Origin of the sequence: Pseudomonas sp. 86_A (assembly GCF_017491705.1) — a bacterium.
Taxonomy (GTDB): Bacteria; Pseudomonadota; Gammaproteobacteria; order Pseudomonadales; family Pseudomonadaceae; genus Aquipseudomonas; species Aquipseudomonas koreensis.
This window is the reverse complement of the sequence record NZ_JAFGYS010000007.1, coordinates 34,946-53,661: the sequence shown is the minus strand read 5'-3', so window position 1 is coordinate 53,661 and position 18,716 is coordinate 34,946. Positions and strand designations below refer to the sequence as shown.

Sequence of the window (18,716 nt, the reverse complement as noted above, 5' to 3'; positions counted from 1 at the left end):
AGCCCAACCTCTAGTCGAGTTGTTCGGCGATGCTCTGCGGCACCGGGATCTGGATTTCCAGCAATTGCTGGGCGAAGGCCTTGCCCTGCGGGTCGATGCGCAGACTCGCGACACCGCCGCCGCCGAGGGCGTTTTCCAGCAGGAAGTTCAGGCTGTGGGTGCCGGGCAGATACCAGCGTTCAACCCGACCGTGAATCGGGTCGAGCACATGGCGCATCCAGTCGACGATCACTGCCGGGGTCAGCGCTTCGGCGATCCACGGCAGGTATTCCGGCCGGCGCGGCAGCACGCCGATATTGCTGTGGTTGCCCTTGTCACCGGAGCGCGCCACCGCCAGTTTCACCAGCGGCACACTGGCGTCGGCACGGCCTTGGGGTTTGGGTGGCTGGTCCGGGGTTGGCAGGTCGTGGCTGTCGAGTGGCGCCTGCGCGGGCAGGGTGCAGGGATGCTGTTCAGCGGCCATGTCGACGTGCAGGGAACAGACCGTTTTATCGATCAGGAACGAGAACAGGCGGATCAGCGGGTACACCGTAGGGCGCCCGCCAACGATGCCGGTCAGCCCCGGTGCCATGCCGGTGGCGGCTTGGGCGATCTCCCGGGAGAACAGCACCAGCGCCTGTTTCTGTGGATGGCGCACGGCGAGTTTGATCACCACCTCGCGGCTGTCGCGGCGCTGGCCGTGAGGGCCGTAGGTGGCTTCGCTGCCGAGCAGTTCGATGTCGACTTCACTGTAGGGCGGCCAGCCGCGCTGGCTGAACATTTCGGCAGTCTTGTCGATGATTGCCTGACTGACGCGGCGCGCCTTGTCCACCGCATCGATGCCGGCGATCAGGCAACTGGCGGTGCAGCGAAAGCCGTCCGGCCAGGTGGCGCTGACCTTGTATTTGTCGCTCGGTGGCAGGCCTTTGGCACCGTGCACATGCACCGCGTTCTTGCCTTGTTGCTGAAGTTTGACCTGGCTGAAATCGCAGACCACGTCCGGCAACAGATACGCCTGCGGGTCGCCGATTTCGTAGAGCATCTGTTCGCCGACGGTCAGCGGGGTCACCAGGCCGCCAGTGCCTTCGGCTTTGCTGACGATGAACTGGCCGTCGGCGCTGACTTCCACGATCGGAAAACCGATGTGTTCGTAATCCGGCACGTCGCGCCAGTCGGTGAAATTGCCCCCGGTGCACTGCGCGCCGCACTCGATGATGTGCCCGGCCAGCGCGGCCTGGGCGAGTTTGTCGTAGTCGTGCCACGCCCAGTCGAATTCATGCACCAGCGCCGCACTGACCACCGCGCTGTCGACCACCCGCCCGGTGATGACGATGTCGGCGCCCAGACGCAACGCCTCGACGATGCCCGGCGCGCCCAGGTAGGCATTGGTTGACACGCACATCGGCGGCAGCGGCGTGCCGTTGAACATCTCATGGATGCCCTGCGCGGCGAGTTGCTTGAATTGCGGTTGCAGGTCGTCGCCCAGCAGCACGGCGATTTTCAGCGCCACACCGGCCTTGTCGCAGGCCGCTTGCAGGGCGGCGGCACAAGCTTGTGGATTGACCCCGCCGGCGTTGCTGATGACGCGGATGTGCTGTTCGGCGAGTTGCGGCAGCAGCGGCGCGAGCACTTCGATGAAGTCCGCGGCAAACCCGGCCTGCGGGTCCTTCATGCGGGCGCCGGCCATGATCGACATGGTGATCTCGGCCAGGTAATCAAACACCAGATAATCCAGGCGTCCGCCTGTCACAAGCTGAGCGGCAGCGGTGCTGGTGTCACCCCAGAATGCGCTGGCGCATCCGATGCGAACGGTGGTTGGCATGGTTGTCTCCGACTCAGGAACCTGCGACAGAAGTGTCTGGAGGCTACCAAGCAAGCGCTTGGTTTGTAAACAGCTGAAATAACTTCTGCCCAAGCGCTTGCTTGGTCGCGGCCCGCGGCTTAAATTGCGCGCAACCCTGCGTGTTCAGGGGGCAACAGACTGATCTACTGTAGGAGAGAACGGGTGGACGAGCAAAAAGCCCTGAGGGTCATGCGCGAACTGGTCGACCAGGGCCAACTGACCGACCCTGACAGCGCCCGCGGCAAACTGCTGCAGGTCGCCGCTCACCTGTTTCGCAACAAGGGTTATGAACGCACCACCGTGCGCGACTTGGCCGGCGCGGTGGGGATTCAGTCCGGGAGCATTTTTCATCACTTCAAAAGCAAGGATGAAATCCTCCGGGCGGTGATGGAAGAGACCATCCGCTACAACACCGCGTTGATGCGCGCCGCGCTGGCCGACGCGAGCAACGTGCGCGAACGGGTGCTGGCGCTGATCCGCTGCGAGTTGCAGTCGATCATGGGCGGCAGCGGCGAAGCCATGGCGGTGCTGGTCTACGAATGGCGTTCGTTGTCCGAAGAGGGCCAGGCCAAAGTCCTGGCCCTGCGCGATGTCTACGAAGATATCTGGCTGCAGGTGCTGGGCGAAGCCAAGGCGGCCGGGTTCATTCGGGGTGATGTGTTTGTAACCCGACGTTTTCTCACGGGCGCGCTTTCCTGGACCACCACCTGGTTCCGTGCCGGCGGCAGCCTGAGCCTCGATCAGTTGGCCGATGAAGCGCTGATTCTGGTGCTCGAAGAGCGCTGACCCACTGTCTAACCGGCCGGGAAACTGGCTAACTGGGCGAAACCGCCTAGCTTGAATGCATTGATCGGTATTTTTTCGGGGAGTGGGGTGTTTTGAAGTCTTCGCCAATTCGGATGGCCACGGGTCTGGTACTCGTCGCGCTGACGGCATTTTCAGGGTTGCCTGCACAGGCGGCGCAACTGGTTCGAGTGGGCGCCGCGCACTTTCCGCCTTACACCATCCGCCCGGAAAGCGGTGCCGACACCGGACTGTTGCCGGCATTGGTCGAAGCGCTCAATAAGTTACAGACGGACTATCAGTTTGTCCTGGTACCGACCTCGATTCCCCGGCGCTTCGGCGACCTGAAGGAAGGTCGCACCGACATGGCGATTTTCGAAAACCCGGACTGGGGCTGGAGGGACATTCCACACACCACGGTGGATATGGGCCTGGAAGATGCCGAAATTTTCGTCGCGCAGAACCAGGAAGGTCGCCAGCAGAACTATTTCGCTGACCTCAAGGGCAAGCGCCTGGCGCTGTACAGCGGATATCACTATGAGTTCGCCAACTTCAACGCCGACCCCAAATACCTCACGGATACTTTCAACGCCACGCTGACCTACTCCCACGACAGCAACCTGCTGATGGTCCTGCGCGGGCGCGCTGATATCGCCCTGGTGACGCGCTCCTACCTGTCCGATTACTTGCTGCGCAATGAAAAAGTGCGCAAAGCGTTACTGGTGTCGCAGCGCATCGACCAGATCTACCACCATTACGCGATTCTGCGCCCGACCGCGCCCATCACCGGCGAGGCCTTCGCCAGGCTGCTGCAGGGTTTGCGCGACAACGGGAAGATGCTGGAGATCTTCGATCCGTACAAGATTGCCGTAGTGCCGGTGCCGCGCCCCTGAGCGATTTTCCTCCGCGCGGCTAAATTTCCGCGCTCGGCTCACGTCCCATCGTTGAACTGTCGACGATTATCGTGAGCCCGACCCATGTCCAATCTGAATGACCTGACTGTCCTGGCCTTGCCTTCGGGCAGCCAACTGCTAGCCGATGCCACCGAAAGCCGTTTGAGTCTGAGCCTGGACGGACAGCCGCTGATTCGCCTGCGGCTGGACCGTGAAGGCAACGGCCCGATCCAGCTCGATGAGCGTTTCACGCTACCGCCCGGCCTGGCGTTGTGGGCGGCGTGCTATTGGTTGTTCGCCCGCGAGCCGGAGCGTCAGCAACTGATCTGGCAACTGGATCAACCACCCACCGAAGCCTTGCTCAGCGGTCTGCTGGTCAGCACCGAGGTCGCTGGCGAGTATCGATGCGAACGCACGCTGTTCTGGCAACTGCCGCAGCCATGGCTCGGTGCGTCGCTGAGCGGCAGCTACCCGCAACACATGGTCATCAGCAATGGCAAGCGCCATCCGCTGCGCCCGGTCAAGCCGCGTGGCGAGGTCTATCGGCGTTTCGATGCGCGCCTCGGCGCGTGGATTTCCCTGCGCACGGTGGAGATCGAGCAGGATCTGGCGCGTTTCAATCGCTGGCAGAACAACCCTCGGGTCGCCAGTTTCTGGCAGGAAGAGGGCAGTCTCGAGCAGCATCGTGAATACCTGAGCAAGCTTGAGGCCGATCCTCACACCTTGACCCTGATCGGCTGTTTCGATGATCAACCCTTTGCCTACTTCGAAGCCTACTGGGCCAAGGAGGATCGCATCGCGCCGTTCTACGACGCCGACGATTACGACCGCGGCATTCACATGTTGGTGGGGGAGGAGGGACACCGTGGTCCGCACAAGGTCGCGAGCTGGTTGTCGGCCCTGGTGCACTATCTGTTTCTGGATGATCCGCGCACCCAGCGCGTGGTCGCCGAACCGCGTGCCGACAACGCGAAGATGATCGGTCACATGCACAACCAGTGCTTCCACTGCGAGAAGGAGTTCGACTTCCCGCACAAGCGTGCGGCGTTGATGATTCTGGGGCGTGAGCGGTTTTTTGATCGGTGCAAGTTGGCGTAAAAGCAAAAGATCGCAGTCTTCGGCAGCTCCTACAGAGGCAAACATTGCATGTAGGAGCTGCCGAAGGCTGCGATCTTTTTTTGCGATGAACCGGGCTTAACGACGACCCATCGAAGCCGCATCCCCACGACTGCCCGATACCTTGCGGCAGTGCACCAGCGCATCGCGAATCATGAAGTTGACCAGGGTCGGCGAGACGCCGAGTTCTTTGGCGATGTCCTTCTGCGGCACGCCATGCAGGCGGTACATCTCGAAGGCATAGCGAGTGCGGCTTGGCAGTTCGGTCAGCGCGTCGGCGATGTGTTCCAGGGTCGAGAAGTTGATGTGTGAGGTTTCCGGCGAAGCGCCCTGAATGACCACGTTCAACCCTTCCTCTTCGGGGCCCGAATACTTCTGCTCCAGCGCCTGCTTGCGGTAGTGATCGATGGCGAGGTTACGCACGATCTGGAACAGGTAACTCAATTGCGCCTTGATCGACGAGGTGATCGGTGGGGCCGACTGCAACCGGAAGAACGCATCCTGCACCACGTCTTCGGCGCGCGAACGGCAGCCGGTAATGCGCGCGGCAATTTTCACCAGAATCAGTCGATTGTCGACGAAGGCCTGAAGTAGCGGTGAATCGCACCTGCTTGTGGATACTTGTTCCGTCATGGAAATCACCTTGCTGCCAATAGGTTAGTGGGACGGCTGGGGGAGGGGCCGTCCTACACATCGAGCGACAAATTATGTTGAATGATAATGATTGTCAATTGAGAAAGAGAAGTAATGCTCCGTAAAGGTGCGAAGCGAGAACTGCGACACACCGCCACACGCCCGCCCCGGTTGGCGATCCCGCCCGCCGACTAATTATTTCCAGACGTCATCCGTTCTCATTGGTGAATGGCTCCGGCTACCCAGCCCCGGCCAGCCAGCATTTCCAAGCCTTGCGTGGTCGGCACAGACCGCGCCCCGCACGCCTCCAGACAGGCGTGACGCAGCACATCGATTCCATTAGCAAGCCGAATTCAGGCAGGAAACCTCATGACCGACGCGTTCGAACTCCCCAGCACCCTGGTCCAAGCCCTCCAGCGCCGCGCGGCCCTGACACCGGATCAACTGGCCTTGCGTTTTCTCGCCGAAAACCCAGAGCAGGCTGTGGTGCTGAGCTACCGCGAACTCGATCAGCGCGCCCGCAGCATCGCGGCCGCGTTGCAGGCTGAAGCCGGATTCGGCGAGCGTGCGGTACTGCTGTTCCCCAGCGGCCCGGATTACGTCGCGGCGTTTTTCGGTTGCCTGTATGCCGGCGTGATCGCAGTGCCGGCCTATCCGCCGGAGTCCGCCCGCCGTCATCATCAGGAGCGCCTGCTGTCGATCATTGCCGACGCCGAGCCGCGCCTGCTGCTGACCAGCGCCGACCTGCGCGATGCCCTGCAGCAGATCGAGGGCGCGCCGCCGTTGCTGTGTGTCGACACGCTCGACAATGCGCTGGCCGAAAACTGGGTCGAGCCGAACCTGCCGCCAGAGCACATCGCCTTCCTGCAATACACCTCTGGCTCCACCGCGCTGCCCAAAGGCGTGCAGGTCAGCCACGGCAACCTGGTGGCCAACGAGCTGTTGATTCGCCACGGCTTCGGCATCGATGTGAATCCTGACGACGTGATCGTCAGCTGGCTGCCGCTGTACCACGACATGGGTTTGATCGGCGGTCTGTTGCAACCGATCTTCAGTGGCGTGCCGTGCATCCTGATGTCGCCGGCGTACTTCCTCGGTCGCCCGTTGCGCTGGCTCGAAGCGATCAGCGAATACGGCGGCACCATCAGCGGCGGCCCGGATTTCGCCTACCGTCTGTGTAGCGAGCGCGTCAGCGATTCCGCACTGGAGCGCCTCGACCTGAGCCGCTGGCGCGTGGCCTATTCCGGCTCGGAACCGATCCGACTCGACACCCTTGAACGCTTCGCCGAAAAATTCACCGCGTGCGGTTTCAGCGAAAGCAGCTTCATGGCCTCCTACGGTCTGGCCGAAGCGACCCTGTTCGTCGCCGGCACACCGCGCGGCACCGGCATTGCGGCGCTGCGCGTGGACGATCAGGCGCTGGCGCAAAATCGCGCCGAGCCGGGCGAGGGCAGCCCGATCATGAGTTGTGGCATCAGTCAGCCCGATCATGCGGTGCTGATCGTCGAGCCGAGTAGCCTCGAAGCACTGGCCGACAACGCCGTCGGCGAAGTCTGGGCCACGGGTCCGAGCATCGCCCATGGCTACTGGCGCAACCCCGAAGCCAGCGCCAAGACGTTCGTCCAGCACGCCGGCCAGACCTGGCTGCGCACGGGCGACCTGGGCTTTATTCGCGACGGTGAGCTGTTCATCACCGGGCGCCTGAAAGACATGCTGATCGTGCGCGGTCACAACCTGTATCCGCAGGACATCGAGCAAACCGTCGAGCGCGAAGTGGAAGTGGTGCGCAAGGGCCGGGTCGCGGCATTCGCGGTCACTCAAAATGGCGAAGAAGGCATCGGTATCGCCGCAGAAATCAGCCGCAGTGTGCAGAAAATCCTCCCGCCCGAGGCGCTGATCAAAGCCATCCGCCAAGCGGTGGCCGAGGCGTATCAGGAGGCGCCGAGTGTGGTGGTGTTGCTCAATCCGGGCGCGTTGCCGAAGACCTCCAGCGGCAAGCTGCAACGCTCGGCGTGCCGCAATCGTCTGGCCGACGGCAGCCTCGACAGCTACGCAGTGTTCCCGTCTGCCAGCGAATTCGCTGAAAGCGCGGACACCTCGGCGTCCGGGCTGGAAGCGCTGATCGGCAAGATCTGGGCCGAGCAACTCAACCTCAAACAGGTCGCTGCCGACGACCACTTCTTCCTGCTCGGCGGCAACTCGATTGCCGCCACGCAAGTGATCGCCCGGGTGCGTGAAGAGCTGGCGCTGGAGTTGAATCTGCGTCTGTTGTTCGAAGCCCCGACCCTGTCGGCATTCGCCGCTGCCGTGGCGCAACAGCAGCAGGACGGCGGCAGCGCCCAGGGCGACATCGGCGTGTTGTCGCGCACTGAAGCGCTGCCGCAATCGCTGGCGCAAAACCGTCTGTGGATCACCTGGCAACTCGACCCGCACAGCAGCGCCTACAACATTCCCGGCGCTCTGCGTCTGCGCGGTGAACTGGACGAAGACGCACTGCGCGCCAGCTTCCAGCAACTGATCGAACGCCACGAATCGCTGCGCACACGCTTCTTCGAACGTGACGGTGTAGCGCTGCAACAGGTCGAGGCGGCGCCTGAATTCAACCTGCAATTGATCGACATCAGCGACTTGCCGGCGTACGAGCGCGAAGCCCGTGCGCAGCAGATCCGCGAAGACGAGGCGCGCACGCAGTTCGATCTGGAAAAAGGCCCACTGCTGTGGGTGACGCTGGTGCGGCTCGACGACGAAGATCACCAGTTGCTGGTGACGCTGCACCACATCATCGCCGACGGCTGGTCGCTGAACGTGCTGATCGACGAATTTTCACGCCTGTACGCCGCGGCAACCCAAGGCCAGCGCGCCGACCTCGCGCCACTGCCGACCCAATACGCCGACTACGGTAGCTGGCAGCGTCAATGGCTGGCGCAAGGCGAGGGCGAGCGGCAACTGGCGTACTGGAAAGCCCAGTTGGGCGATGAGCATCCGGTGCTGGAACTGGCCACCGACCACCCGCGCTCGGCCAGGCAATTGCACAGCGCCGCCCGCCACAGCGTGCGCCTCGGTGTCAGCCTCTGCGACGCGATCAAGCAGACTGCCCAGGCGCACCAATCGACGCCGTTCATGCTGTTGCTCTCGGCGTTCCAGAGCCTGCTGCATCGCTACAGCGGTCAGCGCGAGATTCGCATCGGCGTGCCCAACGCCAATCGTCCACGCCTGGAAACCCAAGGCCTGATCGGCTTCTTCATCAACACCCAGGTGCTGCGCGCCGAGGTCGATTCGCGCCGGTCGTTTGTCGAGTTGCTGGCACAGACCCGCGAAGCGACACTCGGCGCTCAGGCGAATCAGGATCTGCCTTTCGAACAACTGCTCGAAGCCTTCCCGCAGGCCCGTGAGCAGGGGCTGTTCCAGGTCATGTTCAACCACCAGCAGCGCGACTTGAGTGCGCTCAAGCGCCTGCCCGGGCTGCTCGCCGAAGAACTGCCGTGGCACAGCCGCGAGGCCAAGTTCGACCTGCAACTGCACAGCGAAGAAGACCGCAACGGGCGCCTGACCCTGTCCTTCGACTACGCCGATGAATTGTTCGAAGCGGCGAGCATCGAGCGTCTGGCCGAACACTTCAGCAACCTGCTGCGCGCCGTCTGCGAGCAACCGCAACAGGCGATCGGCGACCTGCAGCTGCTGACCCCGTGCGAGCACGAACAGCAGCACGCATGGAGCGTCGCGCCGTGCACCCCGGCACAACAATGGCTGCCGGAATTGCTCAACGAACAAGTGCGCCAGACCCCGAACCGCACCGCGCTGGTGTGGGACGGCGGCAGCCTCGATTTCGCCGAATTGCACGCCCAGGCCAACCGCCTCGCACACTACCTGCGCGATAAAGGCGTCGGCCCGGACGTGTGCGTGGCTATTGCCGCCGAGCGTTCGCCGCAACTGCTGATCGGTCTGCTGGCGATCATCAAGGCCGGCGGCGCCTACGTGCCACTGGACCCGGATTATCCGGCCGAACGTCTGGCCTACATGCTCCGCGACAGCGGTGTCGAACTGCTGCTGACTCAGACCGCATTGCTCGACCGTCTGCCGGCCAGCGACGGTGTCAGCGTGATCGCCATGGACGCGCTGCACCTGGAGAACTGGCCGAGCCAGGCGCCGGGTCTGCACCTGCACGGCGATAACCTCGCCTATGTGATTTACACCTCCGGTTCCACCGGCCAGCCGAAAGGCGTCGGCAACACTCATGCGGCGCTGGCCGAACGTCTGCAGTGGATGCAGAACAGCTATCGCCTGAACGACACCGACGTGCTGATGCAAAAAGCGCCGATCAGTTTCGACGTGTCGGTGTGGGAATGCTTCTGGCCGCTGATCACTGGCGCGCGTCTGTTGATTGCAGGTCCGGGTGAACATCGTGATCCGCATCGCATCGCCCAATTGGTTCAAGTCTATGGCGTGACCACGCTGCACTTCGTGCCGCCGTTGCTTTCGCTGTTCATCGACGAGCCGCTGAGCGCCGAATGCACCAGCCTGCGTCGGCTGTTCTCCGGCGGTGAAGCGCTGCCGGCGGAACTGCGTAACCGGGTGCTGGCGCAACTGCCGGCGGTGCAATTGCACAACCGTTACGGACCGACGGAAACCGCGATCAACGTCACCCACTGGCACTGCACCCGCGCCGACGGCGAGCGGTCGCCGATTGGCCGCCCGCTGGGCAACGTGATCTGCCGCGTCCTCGACGCCGACCTCAATCCCGTGCCGGCCGGTGTGCCGGGCGAACTGTGCATCAGCGGCATCGGCCTGGCCCGGGGCTACCTCGGTCGCCCGGCGCTGACTGCCGAGCGTTTCGTCGTCGATCCACTGGGCGAGCACGGCGCTCGCCTGTACCGCACCGGTGACCGTGCACGCTGGACGGCAGACGGCGTGATCGAATACCTCGGGCGTCTCGATCAGCAAGTCAAACTGCGTGGCTTTCGCGTCGAACCGGAGGAGATCGAAGCGCGCCTGCTGGCTCAAGACGGCGTCGCCCAAGTCGTGGTGCTGGTGCGGGAAACCGCGGTCGGCGCGCAACTGATCGGCTACTTCACCGCTGTCGATGCCAGTGAAGATCAGGACGTGCAGATCGCCCGCCTGAAAACCGCGCTGGCCGCCGAGCTGCCGGAATACATGGTCCCGGCGCAACTGCTGCGTCTGCACGCAATGCCCCTGAGTCCGAGCGGCAAGCTCGACCGCCGCGCCTTGCCCGAGCCGCAGTGGCAAGTGCGCGAGCACGTCGAGCCGGTCACCGAACTGGAACAACAGATCGCCGCGATCTGGCGCGAAGTGCTGGGCCTGGCGCGGATCGGTCTGCGCGATGACTTCTTTGCCCTCGGCGGGCACTCGCTGCTGGCCACGCAAATCATCTCGCGCAGCCGTCAGGCCTGCGACGTCGAGCTGCCGCTGCGCGCCTTGTTCGAGCACAGTGAACTGGGCGCTTTCGCCGAGCAGATCCGGTTGATCCAGGCCAGTGGCCGCACCAACAAACAGCCGCCGATCGACAAGGTTGATCGCAGCAAACCGGTGCCGTTGTCGTATTCGCAGCAGCGCATGTGGTTCCTCTGGCAGATGGAGCCGGACAGCCCGGCGTACAACGTCGGCGGCATGGCGCGCTTGCGTGGTGTGCTGCATGTCGAGCGTTTCGAGGCCGCATTGCAGGCGCTGATCCTGCGCCACGAAACCCTGCGCACCACCTTCCCCAGCGTCGATGGCGTGGCGCGGCAGCAGGTGCATGCCGACACCGGTATGCGCATGGGCTGGAAGGACTTCTCGAAACTGCCGGCTGATCAGCGTGAACAGAAAGTCCAGCAACTGGCCGACGCCGAAGCGCACCTGCCGTTCGATCTGGAAACCGGGCCGCTGTTGCGCGCCTGTCTGGTGAAGACCGCCGAGCACGAGCATTACTTTGTCCTGACCCTGCACCACATCGTCACCGAAGGCTGGGCGATGGACATCTTCGCCCGCGAACTCAGCGCGCTGTACGAAGCGTTCGTCGATGACCGCGACTCGCCGCTGGAGCCGCTGCCGGTGCAGTACCTGGACTACAGCGTCTGGCAGCGCAACTGGCTGGAGTCCGGTGAGCGTCAGCGTCAACTCGACTACTGGACCGCGCAACTGGGGCGCGAACATCCGCTGCTGGAACTGCCTGGCGACCGTCCGCGTCCGCCGGTGCAAAGCCATCAGGGCGAACTGTTCCGCTTCGACCTCAGTGATGATCTCGCTGCGCGGGTGCGGGCGTTCAACGCGCAGAACGGTCTGACCCTGTTCATGACCATGACCGCCGCACTCGCCACCTTGCTCTACCGCTACAGCGGCCAGACCGACCTGCGCATCGGCGCCCCGGTGGCCAACCGTATCCGCCCGGAGAGCGAAGGGCTGATCGGCGCGTTCCTCAACACTCAGGTGCTGCGTTGCCAGCTCGACGGCCAGATGTCGGTCGGCGAATTGTTCGAGCAGGTGCGCCACACGGTGATCGAAGGCCAGTCGCATCAGGACCTGCCATTCGATCATCTGGTCGAAGCCCTGCAGCCCCCGCGCAGCGCCGCGTACAACCCGCTGTTCCAGGTGATGTGCAACGTGCAGCGCTGGGAGTTCCAGCAGAGCCGCATGCTCGCCGGGATGACCGTCGAGTACCTGGCCAACGATGCGCGGGCGACCAAGTTCGACCTCAACCTGGAAGTCACTGATCTCGATCACCGCCTCGGTTGCTGCCTGACCTACAGCACCGATCTGTTCGACGAGCCGACCATCGCGCGCATGGCCCGGCATTGGCGCAATCTGCTGGAAGCGTTGATCGCTGATCCGCAGCAGCGTCTGAGCCAATTGCCAATGCTCGCGGCGCCGGAGCAACAGCAACTGCTCGACAGCCTTGAGGTCGAGCCGGGCGAGCGTCGTCTCGACCAGTGCATCCATCACCTGTTCGCCGAGCAGGCACTGGCCCGCAAAGATGCGCCGGCCCTGACCTTCTCCGGACAGACCCTGAGCTACGCCGAACTCGACGCCCGCGCCAACCGTCTGGCCTGGGCGCTGCGCGAGCGCGGTGTCGGCCCGCAAGTGCGGGTCGGTCTGGCGCTGGAGCGCTCGCTGGAAATGGTCGTCGGCCTGCTGGCGATCCTCAAGGCCGGCGGTGCTTACGTGCCGCTGGACCCGGAATACCCGATCGACCGCTTGCATTACATGATCGAAGACAGCCGCATCGGGCTGCTGCTCAGCGATCGGGCGATGTTCAACGCGCTCGGCGATTTGCCGCCGAGAGTCGCGCGCTGGTGCCTGGAAGAGGACAGCGCGGCGCTGACGGATTACCCGGCGACCGAACTGCCTTTTATCAGCCTGCCGCAGCATCAGGCGTACCTGATCTACACCTCGGGTTCCACCGGCAAGCCGAAAGGCGTGGTGGTGTCCCACGGTGAAATCGCCATGCATTGCCAGGCAGTGATCGCGCGTTTCGGCATGCGCGCCGACGACTGTGAACTGCACTTCTATTCGATCAACTTCGATGCCGCCACCGAGCGTCTGCTGGTGCCGCTGCTCAGCGGCGCGCAGGTGGTGCTGCGGGCGCAAGGGCAGTGGGACGCGGAAGAAATCTGCGGTTTGATTCGGACGCACCGGATCAACGTGCTCGGCTTCACCCCGAGCTACGGTAGCCAGTTGGCGCAGTTCCTCGCCACGCAGAATGAAACTCTGCCAGTGCGGATGATCATTACCGGCGGCGAAGCGCTGACGGGCGAACACTTGCAGCGGATTCGCGCTGCGTTCAAACCGAGCCTGTTTTTCAATGCCTACGGCCCGACCGAAACCGTGGTCATGCCGCTCGCCAGTCTGGCGCCGGAGGTGCTGGAAGAGGGCGCCGGCAGCGTGCCGATCGGCAGCGTGATCGGCGACCGCGTGGCGTATATTCTCGACGCTGACCTGGCGCTGGTGCCACAAGGCGCGACCGGCGAATTGTTTGTCGGCGGCGCGGGTCTGGCGCAGGGATACCATGACCGTCCGGGTATCAGCGCCGAGCGCTTTGTCGCTGACCCGTTTGCCGCCGATGGCGGACGCATGTACCGCACCGGAGACCTGGTGCGCCAGCGTGCCGACGGGCTGGTGGAATACCTGGGGCGGATCGACCATCAGGTGAAGATTCGCGGTTTCCGTATCGAACTGGGCGAGATCGAAACCCGTCTGCTCGATCACGCGTCGATCCGTGAAGCGGTGGTGCTGGCGCTGGATGCGCCGAGCGGCAAACAACTGGTGGCCTATCTGGTCAGCGAAGTCGCCGAGCAAGGTGAAGCACAACAGGCCGAACTGCGCGAAGCACTGAAGGCGCACCTCAAGGCGCAACTGCCGGATTACATGGTGCCGACGCACTTGATCCTGCTGGCGAGCATGCCGCTGACCGCCAACGGCAAACTCGACCGCCGCGCCTTGCCGGCGCCGGACCCTGAGCTGAACCGTCAGGACTACGTCGCGCCGAGCAATGCGCTGGAGCAGACCCTGGCGCAGATCTGGTGCGAAGTGCTCAACGTCGAGCAGGTCGGTCTCAACGACAACTTCTTCGAACTCGGTGGCGATTCGATTCTGTCGATTCAAGTGGTCAGCCGGGCGCGGCAGCAGGGCATTCATTTCAGCCCGCGGGATCTGTTCCAGCATCAGACCGTGCAGACCCTCGCCGGGGTCGCCAGCCGCAGCGAACAGGTGACGGCCGAACAAGGTCTGGTCAGCGGTGAGTCGGCGCTGACGCCAATCCAGCACTGGTTCTTCGACACTGCAATCCCGCAGCGTCAGCACTGGAACCAGGCCTTGTTGCTGGAGCCGAGTGTGGCGCTGGAACCGCATCGTCTCGAGCAGGCGCTGCTGGCCGTGATCGAGCAGCATGACGCCTTGCGTCTGCGCTTCACCCAGAGCAACGATCAGTGGCAGGCAACGCATCAACCGGTGTCCGACGCCGAGGTGTTGTGGCAGGTGCGGGTGGCGGCGATGGACAAGTGCGAAGCATTGTTTGCCGATGCACAGCGCAGCCTCGATCTGCAAACCGGTCCGCTGCTGCGCGCGTTGCTGGTCGATGGTCCGCAAGGTCAGCAACGCTTGTTCATCGCGATCCATCACTTGGTGGTCGACGGCGTGTCGTGGCGCGTGCTGCTCGACGATCTGCAAACCGTGTATCGCCAACTCGATGCCGAACAGTCGGTGAAACTGCCGGCGAAAACCAGTGCCTTCAAAGACTGGGCGGCACGCTTGCAGGCCTACGCCGGCAGCGAATCGCTGCGCGAAGAGCTGAGTTGGTGGCAGACGCAACTGGCCGGGCCGAGCGCCGACCTGCCTTGCGAAAACCCCCAGGGCGGACGGCAGCACCGGCATGCGCAAACCGTCAGCGTGCGCCTTGATGCCGAGCGCACTCAACAACTGTTGCAACAGGCGCCGCGTGCCTATCGCACGCAGGTCAACGACCTGTTGTTGACCGCGCTGGCCCGCGTCTTGTGCCACTGGAGCGGGCAGCCTTCGGCGCTGATTCAACTCGAAGGCCACGGCCGCGAAACCCTGTTCGACGAGATCGACCTGACCCGCACCGTCGGCTGGTTCACCAGCGCCTATCCATTGCGCCTGACCCCGCACACCAGCGAAGAGGCTGCCGAGCTGAGCGCTTCGATCAAGGCGATCAAGGAACAACTGCGCGCGGTGCCGCACAAAGGCCTGGGCTATGGCGTGCTGCGTTATCTGGCCGATGACCTCAGCCAGCGCAGCATGGCGGCGTTGCCGAACGCGGCGGTCACCTTCAACTACCTCGGCCAGTTCGACCAGAGTTTTGCCAGCGACGCGCTGTTCCATCCACTGGACGAAGCAGTCGGCGCGGCCCACGACCCGCAGGCACCGTTGCCCAACGAGTTGAGCATCGACAGTCAGGTGTATGGCGGTGAACTGTTGCTGCGCTGGACTTTCAGCGCCGAGCGTTACGAGGTGCAGACCATCCAAGCGCTGGCCGATGCCTACCTCGGCGAACTGCAAAGCCTGATTGCCCATTGTCTGCACGATTCGGCTGGCGGCCTGACGCCGTCGGACTTCCCGCTGGCGAAGTTGACCCAGGCGCAGCTCGATGCGTTGCCGGTGCCGGCGGCGCACATCGAAGACGTCTATCCGCTGACGCCGATGCAGGAAGGCATGCTCCTGCACACCTTGCTCGAACCGGGCACCGGTCTGTACTACATGCAGGATCGCTACCGCATCAACAGCGAACTCGATCCCGAGCGTTTCGCCCAGGCGTGGCAAGCGGTGGTCGCCCGTCACGAAGCGTTGCGTGCGTCGTTCTGCTGGAACGTCGGCGAAGACATGTTGCAAGTGATCCACACCCCGGGGCGCACGCCGATCGAGTACCTGGACTGGAGCGCCGTTGCCGAAACCGAGCAAGAACCGAAGCTGCAGGCGCTGCTCAAAAGCGAGCGCGAGGCCGGCTTCGATCTGCTCAATCAGGCGCCGTTCCACCTGCGTCTGATCAAGGTCGGCGCGGCGCGCTACTGGTTCATGATGAGCAACCACCACATCCTCATCGATGCCTGGTGCCGCTCGCTGCTGATGAACGATTTCTTCGAGATCTATACCGCCCTCGGTGAGGGGCGCGAAGCACAGTTGTCGGTGCCGCCGCGTTACCGCGATTACATCGCCTGGCTGCAACGCCAGAGCCTGGCCGAGGCGCGCCAGTGGTGGCAGCAGAACCTGCAAGGTTTCGAACGCACCACGCCGATCCCGAGCGACCGGCCGTTCCTGCGTGAACACGCCGGCGAAAGCGGCGGCATGATCGTTGGCGACTGCTATACCCGCCTCAATATCGAGGACGGTGCGCGTCTGCGTGAACTGGCCCAGGCCCATCAGTTGACGGTGAACACCTTTGCCCAAGCAGCATGGGCGCTGGTGCTGCGCCGTCTGAGCGGTGATCGCGACGTGCTGTTCGGCGTCACCGTGGCCGGGCGCCCGGTGGAGATGCCGCAGATGCAGCGCACCGTTGGTCTGTTCATCAACAGCATCGCGCTGCGGGTGAAAATGCCTGAAGACGACCAGCGCAGCAGCGTGCGCCAGTGGTTGAGCGCTCTGCTCGACAGCAACATGCAACTGCGCGAGTACGAATACCTGCCGCTGGTGAACATCCAGGAACAGAGCGAACTGCCGAAAGGCCAGCCGCTGTTCGACAGCCTGTTTGTGTTCGAGAACGCGCCGGTGGAAGTCTCGGTGCTGGACCGTGCGCAGAGCCTCAATGCGACTTCGGATTCGGGTCGAACCCACACCAACTTCCCGCTGACGGCGGTGTGCTACCCGGGCGATGACCTCGGTCTGCACCTGTCGTATGACCAGCGTTACTTCGACGAATCGACCATTGAACGCATGCTCGGCGAGTTCAAGCGGCTGTTGCTGGCACTGGTCGAGGGTTTCCATGGCGACATGGCCGATCTGCCGCTGCTGGGTGCCGAGGAGCAGGAGTTCCTGCTGCACGGTTGCAACCAGAGCGCGCACGATTATCCGCTGGAGCAGAGCTACGTGGCGCTGTTCGAAGCGCAGGTTGCAGCGCACCCGCAACGCATCGCCGCCAGTTGCCTCGATCAGCAACTGAGCTATGCCGAGCTGAACCACAACGCCAACCGACTCGGCCATGCACTGGTCGCGGCCGGGGTGCAGAGGGATCAACCGGTGGCGCTGCTGGCGGAACGTAACCTCGACCTGCTGGGAATGATCATCGGCAGCTTCAAGGCCGGTGCCGGTTACCTGCCGCTGGATCCGGGTCTGCCGAGCCAGCGTCTGCAACGCATCATCGAACTGAGCCGCACGCCGTTGCTGGTGTGCACGGAAGCCTGCCGCGAACAGGCGCAGACCTTGCTCGATGAATTCAGCTGCGCCAATCGCCCACGGTTGCTGGTCTGGGAAGAAGTGCAGGCGCTGGCGACGGTGCTGCACAACCCGGGCATCTACAGTGGCCCGGACAACCTGGCGTATGTGATCTACACCTCGGGCTCGACCGGCCTGCCGAAAGGCGTGATGGTCGAGCAGCGCGGCATGCTCAACAACCAGTTGAGCAAGCGCCCGTACCTCGATTTGAGCGACGCCGATGTGATCGCACAGACCGCGTCGCAAAGCTTCGATATTTCGGTCTGGCAGTTCCTCGCCGCGCCGCTGTTCGGTGCGCGGGTGGACATTGTGCCAAACAGCATCGCCCATGATCCGCAGGGTTTGCTGGTGCACGTGCAGGCCCAGGGCATTACCGTGCTGGAGAGCGTGCCGTCGCTGATTCAGGGCATGCTCGCCGCCGAGCGCCTGAGCCTCGACGGCCTGCGCTGGATGCTGCCGACCGGCGAAGCGATGCCGCCGGAACTGGCGCATCAGTGGCTGTTGCGTTATCCGCAGATCGGTCTGGTCAATGCCTACGGCCCGGCAGAATGCTCCGATGACGTGGCGTTCTTCCGTGTCGATCTGGCTTCGACCCGTGGCAGTTACTTACCGATCGGTACGCCGACCGACAACAACTTGCTCTATCTGGTCGATGGCGCGCTGGAACTGGTGCCGTTGGGCGCAGTGGGTGAGTTGTGCGTCGCCGGTACCGGGGTCGGTCGCGGTTATGTCAGCGATCCGTTACGCACTGCGCCGGTGTTCGTGCCGAACCCGTTCGGTGCGCCGGGCGAGCGTCTGTATCGCACCGGTGACCTGGCGCGGCGTCGCAGTGACGGGGTGCTGGAGTACGTTGGCCGGGTCGACCATCAAGTGAAGATTCGCGGTTATCGCATCGAACTGGGCGAGATCGAGGCGCGTCTGCACGAGCAACCGGAAGTCCGCGATGCGGCGGTGGGTGTGCAGGAGGGCGTCAATGGCAAGCATCTGGTCGGCTACCTTGTCGCTGCGGATTCGGCACTGAATCCGAGCGAACGACTGGAGCGGATCAAGCAACGCCTGCGCAGCGAGTTGCCGGAATACATGGTGCCGCTGCACTGGTTGTGGCTGGATCAGTTGCCGCATAACGCCAACGGCAAACTCGACCGCAAGGCCCTGCCGGCGCTGGAGATCGGCCAGTTGCAGAGCCAGGATTACCTGGCCCCGCGCAACGAGCTGGAACAGACCCTGGCCGACATCTGGGCCGAGGTGCTCAAGGTCGACAATGTCGGTGTGCGCGACAACTTCTTCGAGCTGGGTGGTCATTCGCTGCTCGCCACGCAGATCGCCTCGCGGGTACAGAAAACCCTGCAACGCGACGTGCCGCTGCGGGCAATGTTCGAGTGCAGCACCGTGCTGGAACTGGCCGAGTACATTGAGGGCCTGGCGGCCAGTGACATCACCGAGGACAAGGCGGATCGCTTGAATGATCTGATGGCGGAGCTGGAGGGGCTTTAATCTCCGGCGTCTGTTGCGGCCTCATCGCGAGCAGGCTCGCTCCCACATTGGAAATGTGTTCTTCCTGTAGGAGTGAGCCTGCTCGCGATTGGGCTGCAGAT

6 protein-coding genes are annotated in these 18,716 nt (G+C 63.5%); 4 read left to right on the top strand and 2 right to left on the bottom strand.

The window, feature by feature from the left end; all coding sequences use genetic code 11:
* Positions 1 to 10 precede the first annotated feature (10 nt).
* Positions 11 to 1,801, bottom strand: coding sequence for an acyclic terpene utilization AtuA family protein (locus J5M57_RS12080; protein ID WP_207848143.1), 1,791 nt, complete (start codon positions 1,799 to 1,801; stop codon positions 11 to 13).
* Positions 1,802 to 1,984: 183 nt separating this feature from the next.
* Between J5M57_RS12080 and J5M57_RS12075 the strand changes: the two genes are divergently transcribed.
* The 3 genes from J5M57_RS12075 (at position 1,985) to J5M57_RS12065 (ending at position 4,596) form a co-directional block, all read left to right on the top strand.
* Positions 1,985 to 2,608, top strand: a complete 624-nt coding sequence (locus tag J5M57_RS12075; protein ID WP_064588495.1) for a TetR/AcrR family transcriptional regulator — start codon at positions 1,985 to 1,987, stop codon at positions 2,606 to 2,608.
* A gap of 92 nt (positions 2,609 to 2,700) precedes the next feature.
* Positions 2,701 to 3,498, top strand: coding sequence for a transporter substrate-binding domain-containing protein (locus J5M57_RS12070; protein WP_207848144.1), 798 nt, complete (start codon positions 2,701 to 2,703; stop codon positions 3,496 to 3,498).
* Between the two features lie 84 nt (positions 3,499 to 3,582).
* Positions 3,583 to 4,596, top strand: a complete 1,014-nt coding sequence (locus J5M57_RS12065; protein WP_207848145.1) for a GNAT family N-acetyltransferase — start codon at positions 3,583 to 3,585, stop codon at positions 4,594 to 4,596.
* A gap of 96 nt (positions 4,597 to 4,692) precedes the next feature.
* On the opposite strand, the gene J5M57_RS12060 is transcribed toward J5M57_RS12065, so the two are convergent.
* The gene (locus tag J5M57_RS12060; protein ID WP_027613402.1) at positions 4,693 to 5,247 is read right to left on the bottom strand and encodes an RNA polymerase factor sigma-70; all 555 of its coding nucleotides are present in this window, start codon (positions 5,245 to 5,247) and stop codon (positions 4,693 to 4,695) included.
* A 369-nt stretch (positions 5,248 to 5,616) separates the two neighbouring features.
* On the opposite strand from J5M57_RS12060, the gene J5M57_RS12055 reads away from it, so the two are divergent.
* Positions 5,617 to 18,615 carry a non-ribosomal peptide synthetase gene (locus J5M57_RS12055; protein ID WP_207848146.1) on the top strand — a complete coding sequence of 4,333 codons (12,999 nt, stop codon included), beginning with the start codon at positions 5,617 to 5,619 and terminating at the stop codon, positions 18,613 to 18,615.
* Positions 18,616 to 18,716 lie beyond the last annotated feature (101 nt).

Bases quoted from the DNA above. Each gene is read 5' to 3' on its own strand.
- J5M57_RS12080 (WP_207848143.1), bottom strand. From the start codon at position 1,801: ATGCCAACCACCGTTCGCATCGGATGCGCCAGCGCATTCTGGGGTGAC.
- J5M57_RS12065 (WP_207848145.1), top strand. From the start codon at position 3,583: ATGTCCAATCTGAATGACCTGACTGTCCTGGCCTTGCCTTCGGGCAGC.
- J5M57_RS12060 (WP_027613402.1), bottom strand. From the start codon at position 5,247: ATGACGGAACAAGTATCCACAAGCAGGTGCGATTCACCGCTACTTCAG.
- J5M57_RS12055 (WP_207848146.1), top strand. From the start codon at position 5,617: ATGACCGACGCGTTCGAACTCCCCAGCACCCTGGTCCAAGCCCTCCAG.